This window comes from Limnohabitans sp. Rim47 (genome assembly GCF_001517545.1).
GTDB lineage: Bacteria > Pseudomonadota > Gammaproteobacteria > Burkholderiales > Burkholderiaceae_C > Limnohabitans_A.
The window spans coordinates 205,970-223,992 of sequence record NZ_FBYA01000001.1 but is presented as its reverse complement, the minus strand read 5'-3'; the positions used below and the strand labels follow the sequence as shown (position 1 = coordinate 223,992).

16 protein-coding genes are annotated in these 18,023 nt (G+C 62.5%); 12 read left to right on the top strand and 4 right to left on the bottom strand.

The features are described from left to right. The first annotated feature begins 22 nt into the window (after positions 1 to 22). The 6 genes from BN3544_RS01020 to BN3544_RS00995 are packed head-to-tail and all read left to right on the top strand — an operon-like array spanning position 23 to position 5,582. Positions 23 to 805, top strand: coding sequence for a transporter substrate-binding domain-containing protein (locus tag BN3544_RS01020; RefSeq protein ID WP_019429919.1), 783 nt, complete (start codon positions 23 to 25; stop codon positions 803 to 805). 21 nt (positions 806 to 826) lie between these two features. After that, positions 827 to 1,528: an ABC transporter permease gene (locus BN3544_RS01015; protein WP_019429920.1), complete on the top strand. Its 702-nt coding sequence runs from the start codon at positions 827 to 829 to the stop codon at positions 1,526 to 1,528. Next, positions 1,529 to 2,245: an ABC transporter permease gene (locus BN3544_RS01010; protein ID WP_019429921.1), complete on the top strand. Its 717-nt coding sequence runs from the start codon at positions 1,529 to 1,531 to the stop codon at positions 2,243 to 2,245. Then, the gene (locus tag BN3544_RS01005; RefSeq protein ID WP_231733879.1) at positions 2,242 to 3,426 is read left to right on the top strand and encodes a succinylglutamate desuccinylase/aspartoacylase family protein; all 1,185 of its coding nucleotides are present in this window, start codon (positions 2,242 to 2,244) and stop codon (positions 3,424 to 3,426) included. The genes BN3544_RS01010 and BN3544_RS01005 overlap by 4 nt, the downstream gene beginning before the upstream one ends. Before the next feature lie 40 nt (positions 3,427 to 3,466). Then, positions 3,467 to 4,237: an ABC transporter ATP-binding protein gene (locus tag BN3544_RS01000; RefSeq protein ID WP_019429923.1), complete on the top strand. Its 771-nt coding sequence runs from the start codon at positions 3,467 to 3,469 to the stop codon at positions 4,235 to 4,237. A 37-nt stretch (positions 4,238 to 4,274) separates the two neighbouring features. Next, positions 4,275 to 5,582, top strand: coding sequence for a leucine-rich repeat-containing protein kinase family protein (locus tag BN3544_RS00995; RefSeq protein ID WP_019429924.1), 1,308 nt, complete (start codon positions 4,275 to 4,277; stop codon positions 5,580 to 5,582). Between the two features lie 10 nt (positions 5,583 to 5,592). Here BN3544_RS00995 and BN3544_RS00990 read toward each other — a convergent pair whose 3' ends face one another. Both BN3544_RS00990 and BN3544_RS00985 read right to left on the bottom strand, forming a co-directional pair. Beyond that, positions 5,593 to 5,982: a thiol-disulfide oxidoreductase DCC family protein gene (locus tag BN3544_RS00990; RefSeq protein ID WP_026036639.1), complete on the bottom strand. Its 390-nt coding sequence runs from the start codon at positions 5,980 to 5,982 to the stop codon at positions 5,593 to 5,595. 23 nt (positions 5,983 to 6,005) lie between these two features. Further along, positions 6,006 to 6,479, bottom strand: coding sequence for an Lrp/AsnC ligand binding domain-containing protein (locus BN3544_RS00985; RefSeq protein ID WP_019429926.1), 474 nt, complete (start codon positions 6,477 to 6,479; stop codon positions 6,006 to 6,008). 92 nt (positions 6,480 to 6,571) lie between these two features. On the opposite strand from BN3544_RS00985, the gene putA reads away from it, so the two are divergent. Further along, positions 6,572 to 10,420, top strand: a complete 3,849-nt coding sequence (putA, locus tag BN3544_RS00980) for a trifunctional transcriptional regulator/proline dehydrogenase/L-glutamate gamma-semialdehyde dehydrogenase (protein ID WP_050999099.1) — start codon at positions 6,572 to 6,574, stop codon at positions 10,418 to 10,420. 62 nt (positions 10,421 to 10,482) lie between these two features. Further along, on the top strand, positions 10,483 to 12,372 hold the full coding sequence (locus BN3544_RS00975; protein ID WP_019429928.1) for an acyl-CoA synthetase: 1,890 nt from the start codon (positions 10,483 to 10,485) through the stop codon (positions 12,370 to 12,372). Here the strand turns inward: BN3544_RS00975 and BN3544_RS00970 are convergent, their stop codons facing one another. Further along, a complete protein-coding gene (locus BN3544_RS00970) occupies positions 12,373 to 12,894 on the bottom strand; it encodes a hypothetical protein (protein ID WP_026036640.1) in 522 nt (173 codons plus the stop codon). It abuts the gene before it with no gap. Between BN3544_RS00970 and BN3544_RS14335 the strand changes: the two genes are divergently transcribed. Beyond that, positions 12,881 to 13,144 (top strand): hypothetical protein, encoded by a 264-nt coding sequence (locus BN3544_RS14335; RefSeq protein WP_155820472.1) that lies wholly within the window; start codon positions 12,881 to 12,883, stop codon positions 13,142 to 13,144. The genes BN3544_RS00970 and BN3544_RS14335 overlap by 14 nt on opposite strands. On the opposite strand, the gene BN3544_RS00965 is transcribed toward BN3544_RS14335, so the two are convergent. Further along, positions 13,122 to 16,037 carry a DNA topoisomerase III gene (locus BN3544_RS00965; RefSeq protein ID WP_019429929.1) on the bottom strand — a complete coding sequence of 972 codons (2,916 nt, stop codon included), beginning with the start codon at positions 16,035 to 16,037 and terminating at the stop codon, positions 13,122 to 13,124. The genes BN3544_RS14335 and BN3544_RS00965 overlap by 23 nt on opposite strands. Before the next feature lie 95 nt (positions 16,038 to 16,132). On the opposite strand from BN3544_RS00965, the gene BN3544_RS00960 reads away from it, so the two are divergent. The 3 genes from BN3544_RS00960 to BN3544_RS00950 all read left to right on the top strand — a co-directional run bounded on the left by BN3544_RS00960 (position 16,133) and on the right by BN3544_RS00950 (position 18,001). Next, positions 16,133 to 16,852 (top strand): SET domain-containing protein, encoded by a 720-nt coding sequence (locus BN3544_RS00960; protein WP_019429930.1) that lies wholly within the window; start codon positions 16,133 to 16,135, stop codon positions 16,850 to 16,852. 142 nt (positions 16,853 to 16,994) lie between these two features. Next, positions 16,995 to 17,774, top strand: a complete 780-nt coding sequence (locus BN3544_RS00955) for a biotin--[acetyl-CoA-carboxylase] ligase (protein ID WP_019429931.1) — start codon at positions 16,995 to 16,997, stop codon at positions 17,772 to 17,774. After that, entirely contained in the window at positions 17,771 to 18,001 is a 231-nt protein-coding gene (locus BN3544_RS00950) for a hypothetical protein (RefSeq protein WP_019429932.1), read from the top strand. The genes BN3544_RS00955 and BN3544_RS00950 overlap by 4 nt, the downstream gene beginning before the upstream one ends. Positions 18,002 to 18,023 lie beyond the last annotated feature (22 nt).

The following is an 18,023-nucleotide window of genomic DNA, read 5'->3' as shown; positions in this document are numbered from 1 at the left end:
CAAAACTCAGGGAGATCTGTCCATGTTCAAGAAATCATTGCTGTTGGGCTCCATCATCATGGCCGCCAGTTTGTCTGCATCGGCCAAGGACTGGAAAGAAATCCGCGTCGCCATTGACCCCACCTACAAGCCGTTCACTTACAAAACAGCCGACGGCAAACCAACCGGCTTCGATGTGAAGATCGCGCAAGCCCTGTGCGACAAAGTCAAAGCCAAGTGCGTGTTTGTAGAGCAGCAATGGGACGCGATGATTCCCGGCCTGTTGGCCAAGAAGTACGACACCATCATCTCCTCGATGTCGGTCACCGAAGAGCGCTTGCGCCAAGTGGCCTTCACGGGCAAGTACTACAACACCCCGTCCAAAATCGTGGTGCGCAAAGACATCAAAACCGATGGCAGCCCTGCCAGCCTGATGGGCAAAAAGATCGGCGTTTTGAAGGGCTCGACCCAAGAAAAATTCGCCAAGGGCGAATTGGCCAAAGCAGGCGTGAACGTGGTGGGCTATGACGCGCAAGACCAGGTGTATCTGGACATCAAGGCCGGTCGTTTGGACGGCACGGTGGCCGATGTGGTGGAAGTGCAAGGCGGCTTTTTGGACACCCCAGATGGCAAGAACTATGTCTATGTGGGCCAGCCTCTACGCATGAAAAAGTACTTTGGCGAAGGCGTGGGCGTGGCCATGCGCAAGGGTGACAAAGACCTCAAAGATGCGCTGGACAAAGCCATCAAAGACATCCGTGCTGACGGCACTTGGAAAAAAATCGCCGACGAATTTGTCCCTGGTGTGGACATCTGGGGCGAGTGATCGCGCAGCGCAAGCGCCTGCATGACGCCTTACCTCCTCAGCATCCTTGAAGGTTCGCTGCTCGTCCTTCAGGTCGGGCTGGCGTCTTTGGTAGTGGCTGTCGTGTTGGGCATGGCCGGGGCTTTGGCCAAAACATCGGGCCGCCCCGTGGCCATGTGGATGGCCGATGTTTACGCCACGGTGATCCGTGGCGTGCCCGATTTGGTGTTGATGCTGCTGCTGTTTTATGGCGGGCAGATGGGGCTCAATGCCTTGCTCGAAGCGCTGGGCGACTGGCCCGCCATCGAGATCGACCCCTTTGCCGCAGGCGTGCTGACCATCGGCTTCATTTATGGGGCCTACATGACCGAGACCTTTCGCGGGGCGATTTTGGCCATCCCCAAAGGTCAAATGGAAGCGGCCATGGCTTTTGGCATGCGGCCTTGGCAGGTTTTTTGGCGCATCACATTGCCGCAAATGGTCCGCCTGGCCTTGCCCGGTTTCACCAACAACTGGTTGGTGTTGATGAAGTCCACGGCCTTGGTGTCTTTGCTGGGTTTGCAAGACATGACCTATCTGGCCAAACAAGCCGGGGCTGCTGCCCGTGGCGAAATCACCAATGCGCCACTGCTGTTTTTGGCCTTTGCGGCTTTGCTGTATCTGGCCATGACCTCGGTGTCGATGTGGGTGCTCGGTTGGCTCGAAAAGAAATACAGCATGGGCGTTCGGCTGGAGCGCGACTAGATGGAATTTGACGTCATCTTGCGCCCCGAAAATCTGCGCATGTACTGGGAAGGCAGCGTCAACTCATTGGCGCTGTTGCTGGTGTCTTTGTGCGTGGGGGGCTTGCTGTCTTTGCCCATGGCGCTGGCCCGCGTGTCTGCGCGGGCTTGGTTGCGCGGGCCGGTGTGGTTGTTCACTTATGTGCTGCGCGGCACGCCCTTGTTGATTCAGGTCTACCTGATCTATTACGGCTTAGGCCAGATGGAATACATCCAAGCGCGTTGGGACGATTCTTGGCTTTGGCGTGGCTTCAAAGAGCCGTTTTTTTGCGCTGCTCTGGCGTTTTCATTGAACACCTGTGCCTACACCACCGAACTGTTGGCCGGCGCCATCCGTCATGTGCCTGCGGGCGAGCTCGAAGCGGCCCGCGCTTGTGGCCTGAGCGAGTGGGCTTGCATCCGCCGCATCGTCTTGCCATCGGCCCTGCGCCGCAGCTTGCCGGGTTATTCCAACGAAGTGATCATGATGCTGCACAGCACCTCGCTGGCCAGCACGGTGCCTGCCTTGCTCGACATCACAGGCGCGGCTCGTTCAATTTATGCCGATTTTTACCTGCCGTTTGAGGCCTTCATCAGCGCAGGCCTGATTTACCTGTCACTCACCTTGGTGTTGGTGCAGTTGTTTCGCTGGGCTGAACAACGCTGGTTGGCCCATCTGCGGCCACGCCAGAGCGTTTGAACGCCCCCGTTTTTGAGCACCCCACTGTGGACACCCGCCAACACCACCTGATCTCGCCCGCTTGTGGCACCGCACGCAGCCTGTGCAGCTGGCATTTTGGTGCGCCGGGCGCTGGCCCCAAGGTCTACCTTCAGGCCAGCCTGCACGCCGACGAGTTGCCGGGCATGCTGGTGATCCAGCACCTGCGCCAGCATTTGCAACAAGCCGAGGCCGCAGGCCAGTTGCGTGGCCAAGTGGTGCTGGTGCCCATGGCCAACCCAATCGGGCTTGACCAGACTTGGCTGCAATTGCAAATGGGGCGCTTTGAGATGGCCAGTGGCCAAAACTTCAACCGCCATTACCCGGTGTGGGTCGATTGGCTGCGCGAAAGCGGCCACGATGTGGCCACGCAGTTGGGGCCCGACGCGCAGGCCAATGTGCGCACCGTGCGCCAAGCCATGCACCACGCTTTGCTGCGCCACCCGCCCACCACCGAGCTGGACAGCCTGCGCCACACGCTGGTGGGCTTGGCCTGCGATGCCGATGTGGTGCTCGACCTGCATTGCGACTTTGAAGCCGTTGTGCACCTGTACATGGAGCCCGAATGTGAGCCAGGCCTCAGGCCCCTGACCCAATGGTTGGGGGCGCAAGCGGTGCTGCTGGCGCGTGGCACGGGCGCGCACTGTTTTGATGAATCGCTCAGCGGTGTTTGGTGGCAACTGCGCGAATCGCTGCTGGCCAGCCACGGCAGCGACTTTGTGGCCACGCACCCGCTGCCGCAAGCATGCCTGAGCACCACCGTGGAGTTGCGCGGCCAAACCGATGTGAGCGACGCGCTGGCCTCGCGTGACAGCCAAGCCTTATTGGCTTTTTTGACCGACCTGAAAGTGCTCGAAGGGCCCGATCACGGCCCGGCCCCACAGCCGCTTTGCCAACCCACACCTTTGTCGGGCTCGCAATACCTGCACGCCCCCTGCGCCGGGGTGGTGAGTTTTCAGCGCCAACCCGGTGACTGGGTCAAGCCGGGCGATGTGATCGCTCGGGTGGTCAACCCGATCACTGCACAAAGCCAGCTGGTTTGCAGCGACACCGACGGCCTGCTCTACACCCGGCACCACTTGCGTTGGGCCACCACGGGCATGGAGCTGGCCAAAATTTCGGGCGCCAGCCCCAGGCGCACAGGGGCCTTGTTGGGCCCTTGAACCTCAGCATGCCTTTTGCCCTTTTTTCGGAACACACCCCATGAGCATCAAGCTCCAAGTTCAAGACATCTACAAACGCTTTGGCTCCCACGAGGTGCTCAAAGGCGTCTCGCTCACGGCCAAAGCAGGGGATGTCATCAGCATCATTGGCTCCAGCGGCTCGGGCAAGAGCACGTTTTTGCGCTGCATCAACCTGCTGGAGCGCCCCAACAGCGGCAGCATCAGCGTCGCGGGTGAAGCGCTGTCGCTCGGCCCAGGGGCTGATGGCCTGCTGCACGCAACACACCCTCGCCAACTGGAGCGCTTGCGCACCCGCTTGGGCATGGTGTTTCAGCATTTCAATTTGTGGAGCCACATGACGGCGCTGGAAAACGTCATGGAAGCGCCCATGCAAGTGCTGGGCTTGAGCAAAGCCCAGGCCCGCGAGCGCGCCGAGGTCTACCTGGACAAAGTGGGCCTGAAGCACCAAGCCATGCAACACTACCCGGCCCATATTTCGGGCGGCATGCAGCAACGCGTGGCCATTGCACGCGCACTGGCCATGGAGCCCGAGGTGATGCTGTTTGACGAGCCGACCTCGGCGCTCGACCCTGAACTGGTGGGCGAGGTGTTGCGCGTGATGCAAGCGCTGGCCCAAGAAGGCCGAACCATGGTGGTGGTGACGCACGAAATGGGCTTTGCACGCGAGGTCTCCAGCGAAGTGATGTTTTTGCACCAAGGCCGGGTCGAAGAACAAGGCGCACCCCAAGACATCTTGCTGCAACCGCGCAGCGAACGCCTGCAACAGTTTTTGTCTGGCCACCTGAAGTGAGCGGGCGCACGCGCCCCGAAAACGCAGGCCCTTGACGATGCACACCTTGGAACAACTGCGCAGCGGCGCTTTGGCGGGCACGCGCCGCCTGGACTTGGCCTGCGGCCTGACCGAGTTGCCCGACGACATTTGGGCGCTGGCCGATACGCTGGAGGTGCTCAACCTGAGCGGCAATCGACTGCGCGATTTGCCGCACCAACTGACGAAGCTGCACAAATTGCAAGTGCTGTTTGCCTCGGACAACGACTTTGAGGTGCTGCCCGAAGTGCTGGGCGACTGCCCTGCGCTGCAAGTGGTCGGCTTCAAGGCCAACCGCATCGCACAACTGCCGCCAGCGGCGCTGCCACCCGCTTTGCGCTGGCTGATCCTGACCGACAACGCACTGGCCAACTTGCCCACCGAACTGGGCCAACGCCCCGCTTTGCAAAAACTGATGCTGGCGGGCAACCGGCTGCAGGCCTTGCCCGACAGTCTGCAGGGCGCACAGCAACTGGAATTGCTGCGCATCTCGGCCAACCGCCTGAGCGAAGTACCCGCTTGGCTGACCACCTTGCCCCGGCTGAGCTGGCTGGCACTGGCGGGCAATGCCATGGGCTGGACTTTTGCCCATGAACCGGCCTTGCCCGAAGTGTCCTGGGCTTCCATCACCTTGGGCCCACTGCTGGGCGAAGGCGCTTCGGGCCACATCCACCGCGCGCAGGCTGCTGGCTGGCCGCAAGCGCTGGCGCTCAAGCTGTTCAAAGGCGAAGTGACCAGCGATGGCTTGCCTGAAGACGAACTGGCCGCGTGCCTGGCGGCAGGTAACCACCCGAGCCTGACCACGCCCGTGGCCCGGCTGACCGACCACCCCGGGCAGGCCCAAGGTTTGTTGATGCCCCTCATTCCGCCAGCGCACCTCAACCTGGCGGGGCCCCCGAGTTTGCAGACCTGCACACGCGATGTGTATCCCGCCGGATTCAGTTTTCCTGCACCTCTGGCGCTGGGCATCGCCCGTGATGTGGCCCATGCGGTGGCGCACTTACACCGGCGTGGCGTGATGCATGGCGATCTGTATGCGCACAACATCTTGATCGACCCGGTGCATGGCCAAGCGCGGCTGGGCGACTTGGGCGCAGCCACCCGATTGCCTGGCCATGCAACCGAACTGCGCCGCCGCTTGCTGGCGCTCGAAGTGCGGGCCATGGGTTGTTTGCTCGAAGAACTGGCAGCCCACACGCCAGCGCCGACAAGCCAGGCCGTTCACAGGTTGGCGCAGACCTGCCTGTCGCCTGTGCCGGGTGACAGGCCCAGCATGGCCGAGGTGGCAGCGCAATGCGAGGCGTTGGCCAAGGGACTCGTGGCTTGACTCGCCCAGCTCAATCCAGAAATCGCGCCTTCACATCGGGCGGCGGGACCATGCAAGTTTCTGTCCGCCCAAAAATCCGGTAACGGTGGCGAGCCACCCAGCGATAAAGCCCATCGCGCAGCACGGCAGGCACCAGCCAGCCCGCCCAAGCCGCACGCCAAGGCCAGCCCAGATGGTGCAGGATGCGCAAGATCGCACCGGTGTGCTGCCAGCTGGTGGTGCCGTCCACCAGCAACAGGGTTTGCAAGCCTTCGACCTGCAAGCCCGCTTGCTGCAGCAAGGCCTGACCGGTGCGGCCCTGAATGGCGGCAAAACGGAACACACCGCGCTGGTCGTGCCTGAGCAAAAACCGCACCCAGCCGTTGCACAGCAGGCACTGTCCGTCAAACACCACGATCAGCGGGCTGGATGTGGTGGGCATGTTCACAACGCCAACGCCGTTGTGTTTTTGACTTCTTCCATCACCGCATAAGTGCGCGTCTCGCGCACGCCAGGCAGCTGCCACAGCACCGTGCCCGCAAATTCGCGGTAGGCATTCATGTCGGCGGCGCGGGTCTTGAGCAAATAGTCAAAGCCCCCGGCCACCATGTGGCACTCCATGATTTCGGGGCGCACCTGCACCGCCGCCTTGAACTGCTCAAACACATTGGGGCTGGTGCGGTCGAGCAGGATTTCCACGAACACCATCATGCCCGCGCCCAATTTGAGCGGGTTCAGGCGCGCTTCGTAGCCCAGAATGAAGCCCTCTCGCGTGAGGCGTTGCACCCGCGCCAGCACGGCCGTGGGCGACAGCGCCACAGCTTCGGCGAGCTTCAGGTTGCTGATGCGGCCATCGCGCTGCAACAAGTCAAGGATGCGGCGGTCGATACGGTCGATATCCGGTGTTTCGATGCTCATGCTTCATATTATTCATTTAAATCAAATAATTTCAGTGAAATATTTGATCTTTAATCCGGATGATGGCGATTCATGTCAATCAAGGACGCCACATGAACATCGCCATCACCGCCCCCGCTTTGCCCACAGGCGCCCACTTCAGTGCCGGTGGCCCGCTGTCCGAACGCAGTGCCCTGCGCGAGGCCATGGCCCGCGCCACCCGCCTGCCCGAAGCGCAGGCCCTGGCCCCCTTGCTGACCGCAGCCCGCATGAGCCCCGCACAAGCCGAGCGCACCGACACGCTGGCCCGCCAACTGGTGACGGGCATGCGCGAAGGCCCGCAGCAGAGCGGGCGTGCAGGCCGCGTGCAAAGCCTGATGCAGGAATACGCGCTGTCCAGCGAAGAAGGCGTGGCCCTGATGTGTCTGGCCGAAGCGCTGCTGCGCATCCCCGACGCGGCCACACGCAACGCGCTGATCCGCGACAAGATCGGTCAGGGCGACTGGCACCAGCATGTGGGCCGCAGCCCATCGCTGTTTGTGAACGCCGCTTCGTGGGGCCTGCTGCTCACGGGCAAGCTGGTGGCCACGCACAGCGAGGGGGCGATGCTGGCCTCGCTCACACGGCTGATCGGCAAGAGCGGCGAACCGCTGATCCGCCAAGGCGTGCAGTTGGCCATGCAAATGCTGGGCGAGCAGTTTGTGACGGGCGAGACGATTGACGAAGCCCTGCACCGTGCCCACGACATGCAGGCGCAAGGCTTTCGCTATTCGTACGACATGCTGGGCGAAGCCGCCCTGACCGAAGCAGACGCGCAGCGCTACTTGAGCGCGTATGAAAACGCCATCCACGCGATTGGCAAAGCAGCGAACGGGCAGGGCGTCATCCACGGCCCGGGCATCTCGATCAAGCTGTCGGCCCTGCACCCACGCTACTGCCGCGCCCAGCACCAACGCGTGATGGATGAACTGCTGCCACGGGTGTTGCGGCTCACCGAGCTGGCCCGGCACTACGACATTGGCCTCAACATCGACGCCGAAGAGGTGGACCGGCTCGACTTGTCGCTCGACCTGCTCGAAGCGCTGTGCCTGGCCCCCAGTTTGCAGGGCTGGCACGGCATTGGCTTTGTGATCCAGGCCTACCAAAAGCGTTGCCCCTATGTGATCGACTTTGTCATCGATCTGGCACGCCGCACAGGGCACCGCTTGATGGTGCGTTTGGTCAAAGGCGCGTATTGGGACAGCGAGATCAAACGCGCCCAACTGGACGGCCAAAGCGACTACCCGGTCTACACGCGCAAACATCACACCGATGTGTCTTACCTGGCCTGCGCCCAAAAGCTGCTGGCCGCGCCCGATGCGGTGTACCCCCAATTTGCCACGCACAACGCACACACCGTGGCCGCCATCGCGCACATGGCGCAAGACATTGGCGGCGACTACGTGCCAGGCCAGTACGAGTTTCAGTGCCTGCACGGCATGGGCGAGCCGCTGTACCGGCAGGTGGTCGGGCCAGCGAGCGCCGCCGGGCCGTCCCAAGGCCCGAGCACCCCCTCGGGGGGCAGCGGGCTACACGAAGTGAGCCTGCGTGGGGGTACACAGTTTCAGCGGCCTTGCCGCATCTACGCCCCCGTGGGCACGCACGAAACCTTGCTGGCTTATCTGGTGCGCCGCCTGCTCGAAAACGGGGCCAACAGCTCGTTTGTCAACCGCATGGCCGACGCCAGTGTGACCATCGACGATTTGGTGCAAGACCCGGTGGCACGCGTTGACCAAGACGCCGCGCGTGAAGGCACCCTCCCCGGCCAGCCGCACCTGCAAATCCCGCTGCCCGCGCAGCTGTATGGCACAGACCGCCTCAACTCCAGCGGCTCCGATTTGGCGCACGAACCCACGCTGCGCCAACTGGCTTTGGACATGCAGGCCCACATGCTGTCCTTGGATGTGAAGCCTCTGACCGCACACGCATTGTTGGCCACGGGCACGGGCGAAGAAACCCACACCCTGCGCAACCCCGCCGACCACAGCGACGTGCTGGGCACCGTGCAGTTCACCCAGCCAGCCGATGCTGAAGCCGCGCTGCAATCGGCCGCACAAGCGGCGGCAGGATGGGCGGCCACACCACCTGCACTGCGTGCCGCATTGCTGGAACGCACCGCCGATCTGTTGCAAGCCGACGCACCGCGCGTGATGGCGCTGCTGGTGCGCGAAGCAGGCAAGACCTGGGCCCACGCCGTGGCCGAGCTGCGTGAAACGGTGGACTTTTTGCGCTACTACGCCGCGCAAGTGCGCCGCGATTTTGACCCCCGCACCCACACGCCTTTGGGGCCTGTGGTCTGCATCAGCCCTTGGAACTTTCCGCTGGCAATTTTTGTGGGCCAGGTGGCTGCCGCGCTGGCCGCAGGCAATCCCGTCTTGGCCAAGCCCGCAGAATCCACGCCCGCCATTGCGGCCTTGGCGGTGCAAACCCTGTGGCAAGCAGGCGTGCCCCAAGCGGTTGTGCAATTGCTGCCAGGCCATGGCGCTGAGGTGGGCATGCAACTGGTGCGCGATGCCCGTGTGCAAGGCGTGATGTTCACCGGCTCCACCGAGACCGCGCGCGTGCTGCAAGCCGCGCTGGCCGAACGCCTGAACGCACAAGGCCAACCGGTGCCTCTGATCGCCGAAACGGGCGGGCAAAACTGCATGGTGGTGGACTCATCGGCCTTGTTGGAACAGGTCGTCACCGACGCCGTGGCCTCGGCTTTTGAGGCCGCTGGCCAGCGCTGCTCGGCCTTGCGCGTGCTGTGCGTGCAAGACGATGTGGCAGACCGCCTGATCGAGATGCTCCGAGGTGCGATGGCCCAGATCCAAATGGGTGCCCCTGCGCACCTGGCCGTGGACATGGGGCCGGTGATCGACGAACGGGCGCGTGCCCGCATCGAAGCGCATGTGAGCGCCATGCAGCAACGCGGCTGTAAAGTCCACCGTACCAGCGGCAGCGCGCCGGACACCTTGCACACAGGCACCTATGTGCAACCCACGCTGATCGAAATCGCGCACATCGCCCAACTGGAGCGCGAGGTGTTTGGCCCGGTGCTGCACATCGTGCGCTATGCCCGTAGTGATCTGAACAACTTTCTGAAAAGCATCAACGACACCGGTTATGCGCTCACATTGGGCGTGCACTCGCGCATCGATGAAACCATCGCCCAAGTCATCGACCACAGCCACGCGGGCAATGTCTACGTGAACCGCAACATGGTCGGTGCGGTGGTGGGTGTGCAGCCCTTTGGTGGCGAGGGCCTGTCGGGCACCGGCCCCAAGGCGGGTGGCCCCTTGTACCTTTTGCGCCTGCTGACGCACTGCCCGCCCGATGCGGCCTTGCGCAGTGTGCAGGCCAGCGGTGCAGCGGCATTGCCGCAGCCCACGCCTGCGCTGCAAGCCCTGCACGACTGGGCGGTGGTGCAACACCGTTTGCCGCTGGCGCATGCCTGTGCGCAGTTTGCAGCGGCCAGCCCGGCGGGCCTGCAAGCCACCTTGCGCGGCCCCACCGGCGAGCGCAACGTCTACCGCGTGCAGGCCCGTGCGCGGGTGCTGTGCCTGACGGGTGAGCACGCCCATGCCGATGCTGACCGCCTGACCCAGCTGGCCGCGGTGCTGGCGGTGGGCAGCCACGCCGTTTGGCCGCTGTCTGCGCAAGACTTGCACGCGCAACTGCCCAAAGCGGTGCAAAGCCACGTGACGCTGCACGACACGGCACACGCGTCGCCGGTGGATGCCGCCTTGTTGCACGCCGACGCAGCCACCACCTTGCAATGGCAAGCGCAACTGGCACAACGCCCCGGCGCCATCGTCACCCTCATCGCCATGCCCCCCGGCGATGCCGCCGTACCACTGGCCCGCTTGGTCAGCGAGCGCAGCATCAGCACCAACACCGCCGCGGCAGGCGGCAACGCCAGCTTGATGACCTTGGCCGCTTGAAGTCCCCCGTGCTTTGCCACCTGCGTGACAAAGCACGGGCCGAGCGGTGGCTAACATCACGCATGCACCTGACCGTCTCAACGCCCGTTCAATCCCTCGCCGACATTCAACGCATCGAGGCCACACCCTTGGCCCAAAGCACGCCATGGGCCAGCACCTATGCGCTGATTCGCGCCAGCTGCGAAGCCCACCCCGACCGGCCCGCACTCACCTTTTTGGCCACAGGCCAGCCCGGCGGTCCAGCCACCTGCTGGACATACCGCACCTTGCTGCAAGGCATTCACCAAACGGCCAATGCGCTGCACAGCCTGCACATCGGCCCGCAAGACGTGATGGCCATCTTGCTGCCCGGTGGACTGGCCTACCACTTGGCCCTTTGGGGTGGCGAGGCGGCAGGCATTGTGCAACCGCTCAACCCCTTGCTGAGCGAAGAAAAGCTGCTGTCCCTCTTGCAGGCCAGCCAGGCCAAAGTGCTGATCGCCCACGGCGTGGACGACGACAGCCAAATGCGTGACAAAGCACTGCGCCTGCAAGCCCAATTGCCCCAACTGCACACCGTGCTGCTCGTGCACCCCGATGGCCACGCTCTGGCGTCTGACTTACCGCGCGGCACACACGACTTTCATGCCCTGCGCCAGCAACAGATTAGCGACCGCCTGCAAAGCGAACGCGTCATTCAGGCCAGCGACATCGCCGCGTACTTCCACACCGGGGGCACCACCGGCGCACCCAAACTGGCCCGGCACAGCCATGGCGCACAGGTGTTCACCGCTTGGGCCAACGCCACGATGCAAGGCTTTCAAACCAGCGATGTGACGATCAACGGCTACCCGCTGTTCCATGTGGCGGGTGTGCTGCCCGGCGCATTGTGTTCGCTGGCCGTGGGCATGCACATCGTCATTCCCACCGCTGCGCTGTTTCGTCACCGCGACGTGGTGCAAAACTATTGGCGCTTGGTCGAACACCACGGCTGCACCCTCATGTCGGGTGTGCCCACCGTGCTGGCGGCACTGGCGGGCGTGCCGCTGAACGGGGCCAACATCTCACGCCTGCGTGCGGTGCGCACCGGTGCTGCACCGCTGCCGCCCGAACTGGCGCAACGCTTTGCGCAAAGCTTCGGCTTGCAGATCAACGAAAGCCTGGGCATGACCGAAACCGCGGGCCTGAGCACCGTGGCCCCACCGGGCCTGAGCGCCCCCGCAGGCTGCGTGGGCTGGCCGCTGCCGCACGCGCGGGTGCGAGTGGTGGCCTTGAACAGCGACGACCAAGCCACCGGACAAGATCTGCCAGCGGGCGAAAAAGGCATGGTGCTCTACCAAGGACCCAACCTGTTTTCAGGCTACCTCGATGCCGCCGAAACCGCCCGCAGCTTCACGCCCGAGGGCTGGCTCATCACAGGCGATGTGGGCTTCATCGACGAGCAAGGCCGACTGCACCTGTCGGGCCGGGCCAAAGACTTGATCATTCGAGGTGGCCACAACATCGACCCCAAAGTGATCGAAGACGCACTGGGCGCACACCCCGCCGTCGAACTGTGCGCCGCCGTGGGCGCACCCGACGCCTATGCAGGCGAATTGCCCGTGGCCTTTGTCACGCTCAAGCCCGGCAGCGTGGTGAGCGAAAACGAGTTGCTGGCCTTCACCGCCCAAGGCGTGGACGAAGCCCCAGCCCGCCCCAAATCCATCACCGTGCTGCAGCGCATGCCTGTCACCAACGTCGGCAAGATCTACAAACCCGAACTGCGCACCCTGGCCACCGCCGCGGTGGTGCAAGGCCTGGTCGATCGGGTGTTGACGCCCTTGCAAACGCCCGCCACACAATGGCCCGAGGTCAAAGCCATGGGCGATGCCCCAGTAGAAGTCGATGCAAGGGCCACGCCCGAAGCGGCTTGGGCGGCCTTGAAACCTTTGCTGGTGGCCTTGCCCACCAAGATCCGGTTCAGCGAGAAATAGTCACTTCTTTTTAAGCTGATCGCGCAACTGGGTCTGCTCCTGCTCTTCGGTCTTGAGCTGGTCGCGAACCTGGGTCAGGCTTTGCTCTTGGGTTTTCAGGTGCGTCAACAGGCGCTCCTGGGTTTGCTCTTGCTTGCGCAGTGCGTCCAGCAGCTCGGGCTTGTCTTGCGCGTGGTCCTGAATCTGGCTGCGTGTACGCGTCAACATCTGATCTTGTCGCTTGATTTGGTCACGCGTTTGCTTGAGCAAATTCTCCTGCGCCTTGATCTGGCCGCGCGTGTCCGTCAGGTTTTTTTCCTGCGTGCGGATTTGCGTCTGGTGGTGGATGGCTTCTTTTTGCCGCTCCACAAACTGCTCTGTCTTGGCACCGAAACCGGTAGCGGGACCTGCGCCCGAGCCAGGCCCAACGCCAACGCCAACGCCAACACCGGCACCAGGCCCAGCTCCCGGACCGGAACCTGTGCCTGTCCCTTGGGCAAAGGCGGCGAGACTGGAAGACGCCAGCACGATGGCAGCGGTCATTGAAGAGATTTTGACGAATCGTGGCGACATGAAAAGGTCCTTGGTTATTGCAGTTGAAAGACAAGAACAGTCTGCAAAAACCGGGATGAACCGTGAAGCCATCCAATGGTCAATTTTCATCTACCCAAAGAGCTATACCGCCGTCAAAACGCCAAGGCGGCCATGCCTGTCGCCAAAGAAAAAAGCCACGACCCGCGTGGCGTTCAAAACCTCAATTCAGTCAAAAATCAGCTCAGGTGCTTGCCGATGATCCCGGCCAGCTCGAACATGGTGGCGCTGTCTTTGCCAAACACGGCTTGGAGCTTGCCATCGGCGCTGATGCTGCGTTTGTCTGCTGGGTTTTGCAGGTTGTTGGCCTTGATGTAGTCCCAGATTTTTTTGACCACTTCGGTGCGGGCATAGGTGCCGTCGCCGATCACAGCGGCCAAGGCGGCGCTGGGCTTCAAGGTGCCCACTGCGGCTTTGCGTGGGGCTTTGGGCGCGGCGGCCTTGGCCACTTTTTTGGCCGCTGGTGCTTTGGCGGCGGCCTTTTTGACAGCGGGCTTGCCGAATGGGGTCTTTTTGGCTGCGGTTTTGCGCGGGGGGTATTTCTTGCCGCCTTCGCGCTGCTCGAACTCAAACGCGACTTTGCCCTCTTCGGGGTTCCAGGCCAGCATGGCCTTGAAGCTGCGGCGGGTGCGGTTGCTCACAAATTTGTCGAGCAAATCGGTTTTTCCGGTGCTCAGCAATTTGACGACCTGTTCACGCTCCACCGGCTGCTGCAAGATGATCTTGCCGGTCTTGAAGTCGCAGCTGGGCGTGGGTTGTTCGTGTGTGGGTACGGCTTTGCTACACACGTAGTTGCTGCCGTGCTCGTGCACCGCGCTGGCGCATTTGGGGCAAACGCCCAGCGACTCATCGCTGAACTCGACGATCTCGCCGCTGTCTTCGTTTTTCTTGTCGTCGCCAAAGTCGAATTCGAGCTTCCAGTTCTTTTCTTCTTCGTTGTACTTGAGCGCCATCTCGGCCACAAAGGGCCATCCGGCTTTGGAGCGGAAGCCGTCCAGGGGGCCGATCTTTTTGTCGCGCATGAATTGCTCGACTTCGGCGGGCTCAAAAGTGCGGCCTGCAGGCGATTTGCCAAACGAGAAGCCGCAGCCTTCGGCAGCGCCTTGCGCACCGGTGCAGGTGTACCTGCGGTAGTTTTCTCTGACCACACCGCCGCAGTTGGGGCAGGGCGTGGTCAGCGTCGCGTAGTCGCCGGGCACGGTGTCGCGGTCGTATTCTTTGGCTTTCTTGACGATGTGCTCGGTCATGGCCGCGATCTCGGCCATGAAGGTGGCGCGGCTCAATTTGCCTTGCTCCATCTGGGCGAGTTTGTATTCCCACTCGCCGGTCAGCTCGGGCTTGGAGAGTTCTTCGACCTGCAGGCCGCGCAAGAGCGTCATGAGCTGGAAGGCCTTGGCCGTCGGGATCATCTCGCGGCCTTCGCGCAGCATGTATTTCTCGTTGATCAGGCCTTCGATGATGGCGGCGCGGGTGGCTGGCGTGCCCAGGCCTTTTTCCTGCATGGCTTCGCGCAACTCGTCGTCGTCCACCATCTTGCCGGCACCTTCCATGGCGCCCAGCAGCGTGGCTTCTGAATAGCGGGCAGGCGGGCGGGTTTTGAGGCCCTTGGCTTCGACCGACTCGACACCGACCTGCTCACCCGGCTGCACCGGCACCAGGTTTTGGCCTTTGTCGCCGTCTTTGGCGTCGGCCACTTCTTCAGCGGCTTCTTTGCCATAGATGGCCAACCAGCCGGGTTTGACCAGCACCTTGCCCACGGTCTTGAAGCTGTGGCCCGCAGCCACGCTGATGCGGGTGGTCACCTGGTATTCGGCGCTGGGGAAGAACACCGCCATGAAGCGGCGCACCACCAGGTCATAGAGCTTTTGCTCGGCCTCAGACAATCCGCTGGGCGCTTGCAAGGTGGGGATGATGGCGAAGTGGTCTGAGACTTTTTTGTTGTCGAACACGCGCGGGATTTTGCGCACGTAGTTGTTGTTGAGCGCGGTGAGGGCGTGCGGGGACAGGTGGCGCATGCCGCTGTCGGCCAGCATCTCGAAGGTTTGTTTGGCCACGGGCACATAGTCTTCGGGCAGGTGGCGCGAATCGGTACGGGGGTAGGTCAGGGCCTTGTGGCGCTCGTACAGGCTTTGGGCCAGCGCCAACGTGGTCTTGGCCGAAAAGCCAAACTTGCCGTTGGCTTCGCGCTGCAAGCTGGTCAGGTCAAACAGGCCGGGGCTCGCTTGCGTGGTGGGGGTGGCCTCTTCGGTCACGGTGGCGGTTTGGCCGCGCACGGCGTCGACGATGGCTTGCGCCTCGGCAGCGGTCCACTTGCGGTCGGCTTTCTTTTCGGCGTCTTCTTCTTTCTTCCACTTCGGGTCGAACCACTTGCCGGGGTAAGTGCCTGCAGCAGCGCCGAACTCGGCGTGGATTTCCCAATAGTCGCGGCTGATGAACTTGCGGATTTGTTCTTCACGCTCGACCACCACGGCCAAAGTAGGCGTTTGGACGCGGCCCACGGTGGTAAGGAAGAAGCCGCCATCGCGCGAGTTGAACGCGGTCATGGCGCGGGTGCCGTTGATGCCCACCAGCCAATCGGCCTCAGAGCGGCTGCGGGCCGCATCGGCCAGGCCTTGCATTTGGCTGTTGCTGCGCAGGTTGTCAAAGCCGTCGCGGATGGCTTGTGGTGTCATGGACTGCAGCCACAGGCGCTGCACGGGTTTGTCGAGCGTCTTGGTGCCACCGGCGTACTGCTCGATCAAGCGGAAGATCAGCTCACCCTCGCGGCCCGCGTCACAGGCGTTGATGAGGGCATTGACGTCTTTGCGCTTGGCTTGCCTGACCACGGCGGTCAGGCGGCTCTTGGTTTTGTCCACCGGCTTCAAGTCAAAGTGCGGTGGGATCACGGGCAGGTTGGCAAAGCTCCACTTGCCGCGCTTGACGTCGTACTGCTCAGGGGCCTGGATCTCCACCAAGTGGCCCACGGCGCTGGTGACGACGTATTGGTCGTTCTCAAAATGGTCGTCGTGTTTCTCGAACTTGCCGGAGGTCGGCGTCAAGGCTTTAACGATGTCTTGAGCCACAGAAGGCTTCTCTGCAATTACCAATGTTTTCATGTCATTACAATCCGTTGTCTCGCGTGTACGCACGCGCCCGGGCACGCGCTCACGCGCACGCCCACATGAATTCACCATAACAAATTTTTAACGCCGTGGCCAAAACCCCAGTTTCATCCCCCAGCCGCTCATCCGCCAGCCGTTCGACTGCAGGCACTTCCGGCAAGCGCATTCAGGTGCGTCGCTCTGGCGTGCATGGCAAGGGCGTGTTTGCGCTGCAAGACCTTGCAGAGGGCGAGACACTGATCGAATACGTGGGCGAGATCATCAGCTGGGATGAGGCACAAGACCGTCACCCGCACGATCCCAATGACCCGAACCACACCTTCTATTTCCATGTGAACGAGGACCGGGTGATCGATGCGCTGCATGGTGGCAACTCTTCGCGATGGATCAACCACAGCTGCGACGCCAACTGCGAAGCCGACGAAGACAACGAGCGCATTTTTATCAAGGCGATCCGCAACATCAAGGCCGGTGAAGAACTGAACTACGACTACGGCCTGATCATCGACGAGCCCTACACCAAGAAGCTCAAGGCCGAATACCCTTGCTGGTGCGGCAGCGCCAATTGCCGTGGCACCCTGTTGTCGCCCAAAGAGCGCAAGGACACGCCCAAAACGCCCAGCCAGAAAAAGGCCAAGGCGAAATCTAAAGACAAGCCTGCGAAAGACAAGTCAAAGGCCGATGCCAAGGTGAAAGAACAAGCCAAGGCGAAAACCAAAAGCAAAGCGCCCAAAGCGGCCGAGCCCGTGAAAGCGGAGAAAGCCAAAAAGCCGACCAAACCCAAGAAGGCGGGCACCCCAAAAGGCTGACGCATGCTGGCCTCCAGCGTTGACACTGTAGGAGGCCGCCCCTGCGGCCGAATGCGGACAAAGCTGCGCAGACCTTGTCGAAGTGCCACCATCCGCGAGCAGGGGCTCGCGCCCACCACAAGCAAGCTGAGCCACCGTCACCATGATCTCGTCCACACGCTGGCCTGCTGAAACGGTTTGGGAACAGGTGTTCCCCCTGCTGCCCGATTTCACGGTCGAAGTGCTGCCCGAAATTGATTCGAGCAACAGCGAGCTCATGCGCCGGGCACGCGCAAGTCAGCACGAAGCCACGCTGCTGGTGGCCGAGCGCCAAACCGCAGGCCGCGGTCGCATGGGCCGCGTCTGGCAAAGCCAGCCCGGCGACTCGCTCACTTTCTCACTCAGCTTGTCCCTCACACCCAAAGACTGGTCCGGCTTGTCGCTGGCCGTGGGCCTGAGCCTGGCCGAAAGCCTGCACCCCGATGTGGGCCTGAAGTGGCCCAACGATTTGTGGTTTCAAGACCGCAAGCTCGGCGGCATTCTGGTCGAAGCGGCCAGCATGGGCGGGCGCAGCCAGGTGGTGGTGGGCGTGGGCCTGAACATCCGTGCGCGGCCTGCAGACGGCCTGAACACCGCGCCAGCAGCCCTCACCGAGTTGTTGCCTGACTTGACCGCGCCAGCCTGTCTGGCGCGCTTGAGCCTGCCTTTGGTACAGACCCTGTTGGCGTTTGAGCGCGAAGGCTTCGCCCCGCTGCAAAACAGATTTGAATCGCGCGATGTGCTCAAAGGCAGGCGCGTGCACACCAGCGATGGCCTGCTCGGTGCGGCGCTGGGTGTCAGCGCCAGCGGCGCTTTGCGCCTGCAAACCGACACGGGCTTGCAAGAGATTCACAGCGCCGAAGTCAGCGTGCGCCCCTTTCCTGTCGAGGACAAATTCAGATGATGCGTTGGTTGATGGCCCTTTTGCTGATCCTCAATGCGGCCACGCTGGCCTGGCAATGGGACGCTTTTGCCCCTTGGGGCTGGGGCTCGAACACGGCACGCGAGCCTGAACGCCTGACGAACCAGATTCGCCCTGACGCGCTGAAAATCGACATTCCGACTGCCGCACAGCCGATCGCTGCTGAAACAGCGCCCACAGAAAATGGCCCGACAGCGGCAAAGCCCTGAAAGCCACCAACCCTTAACCCAT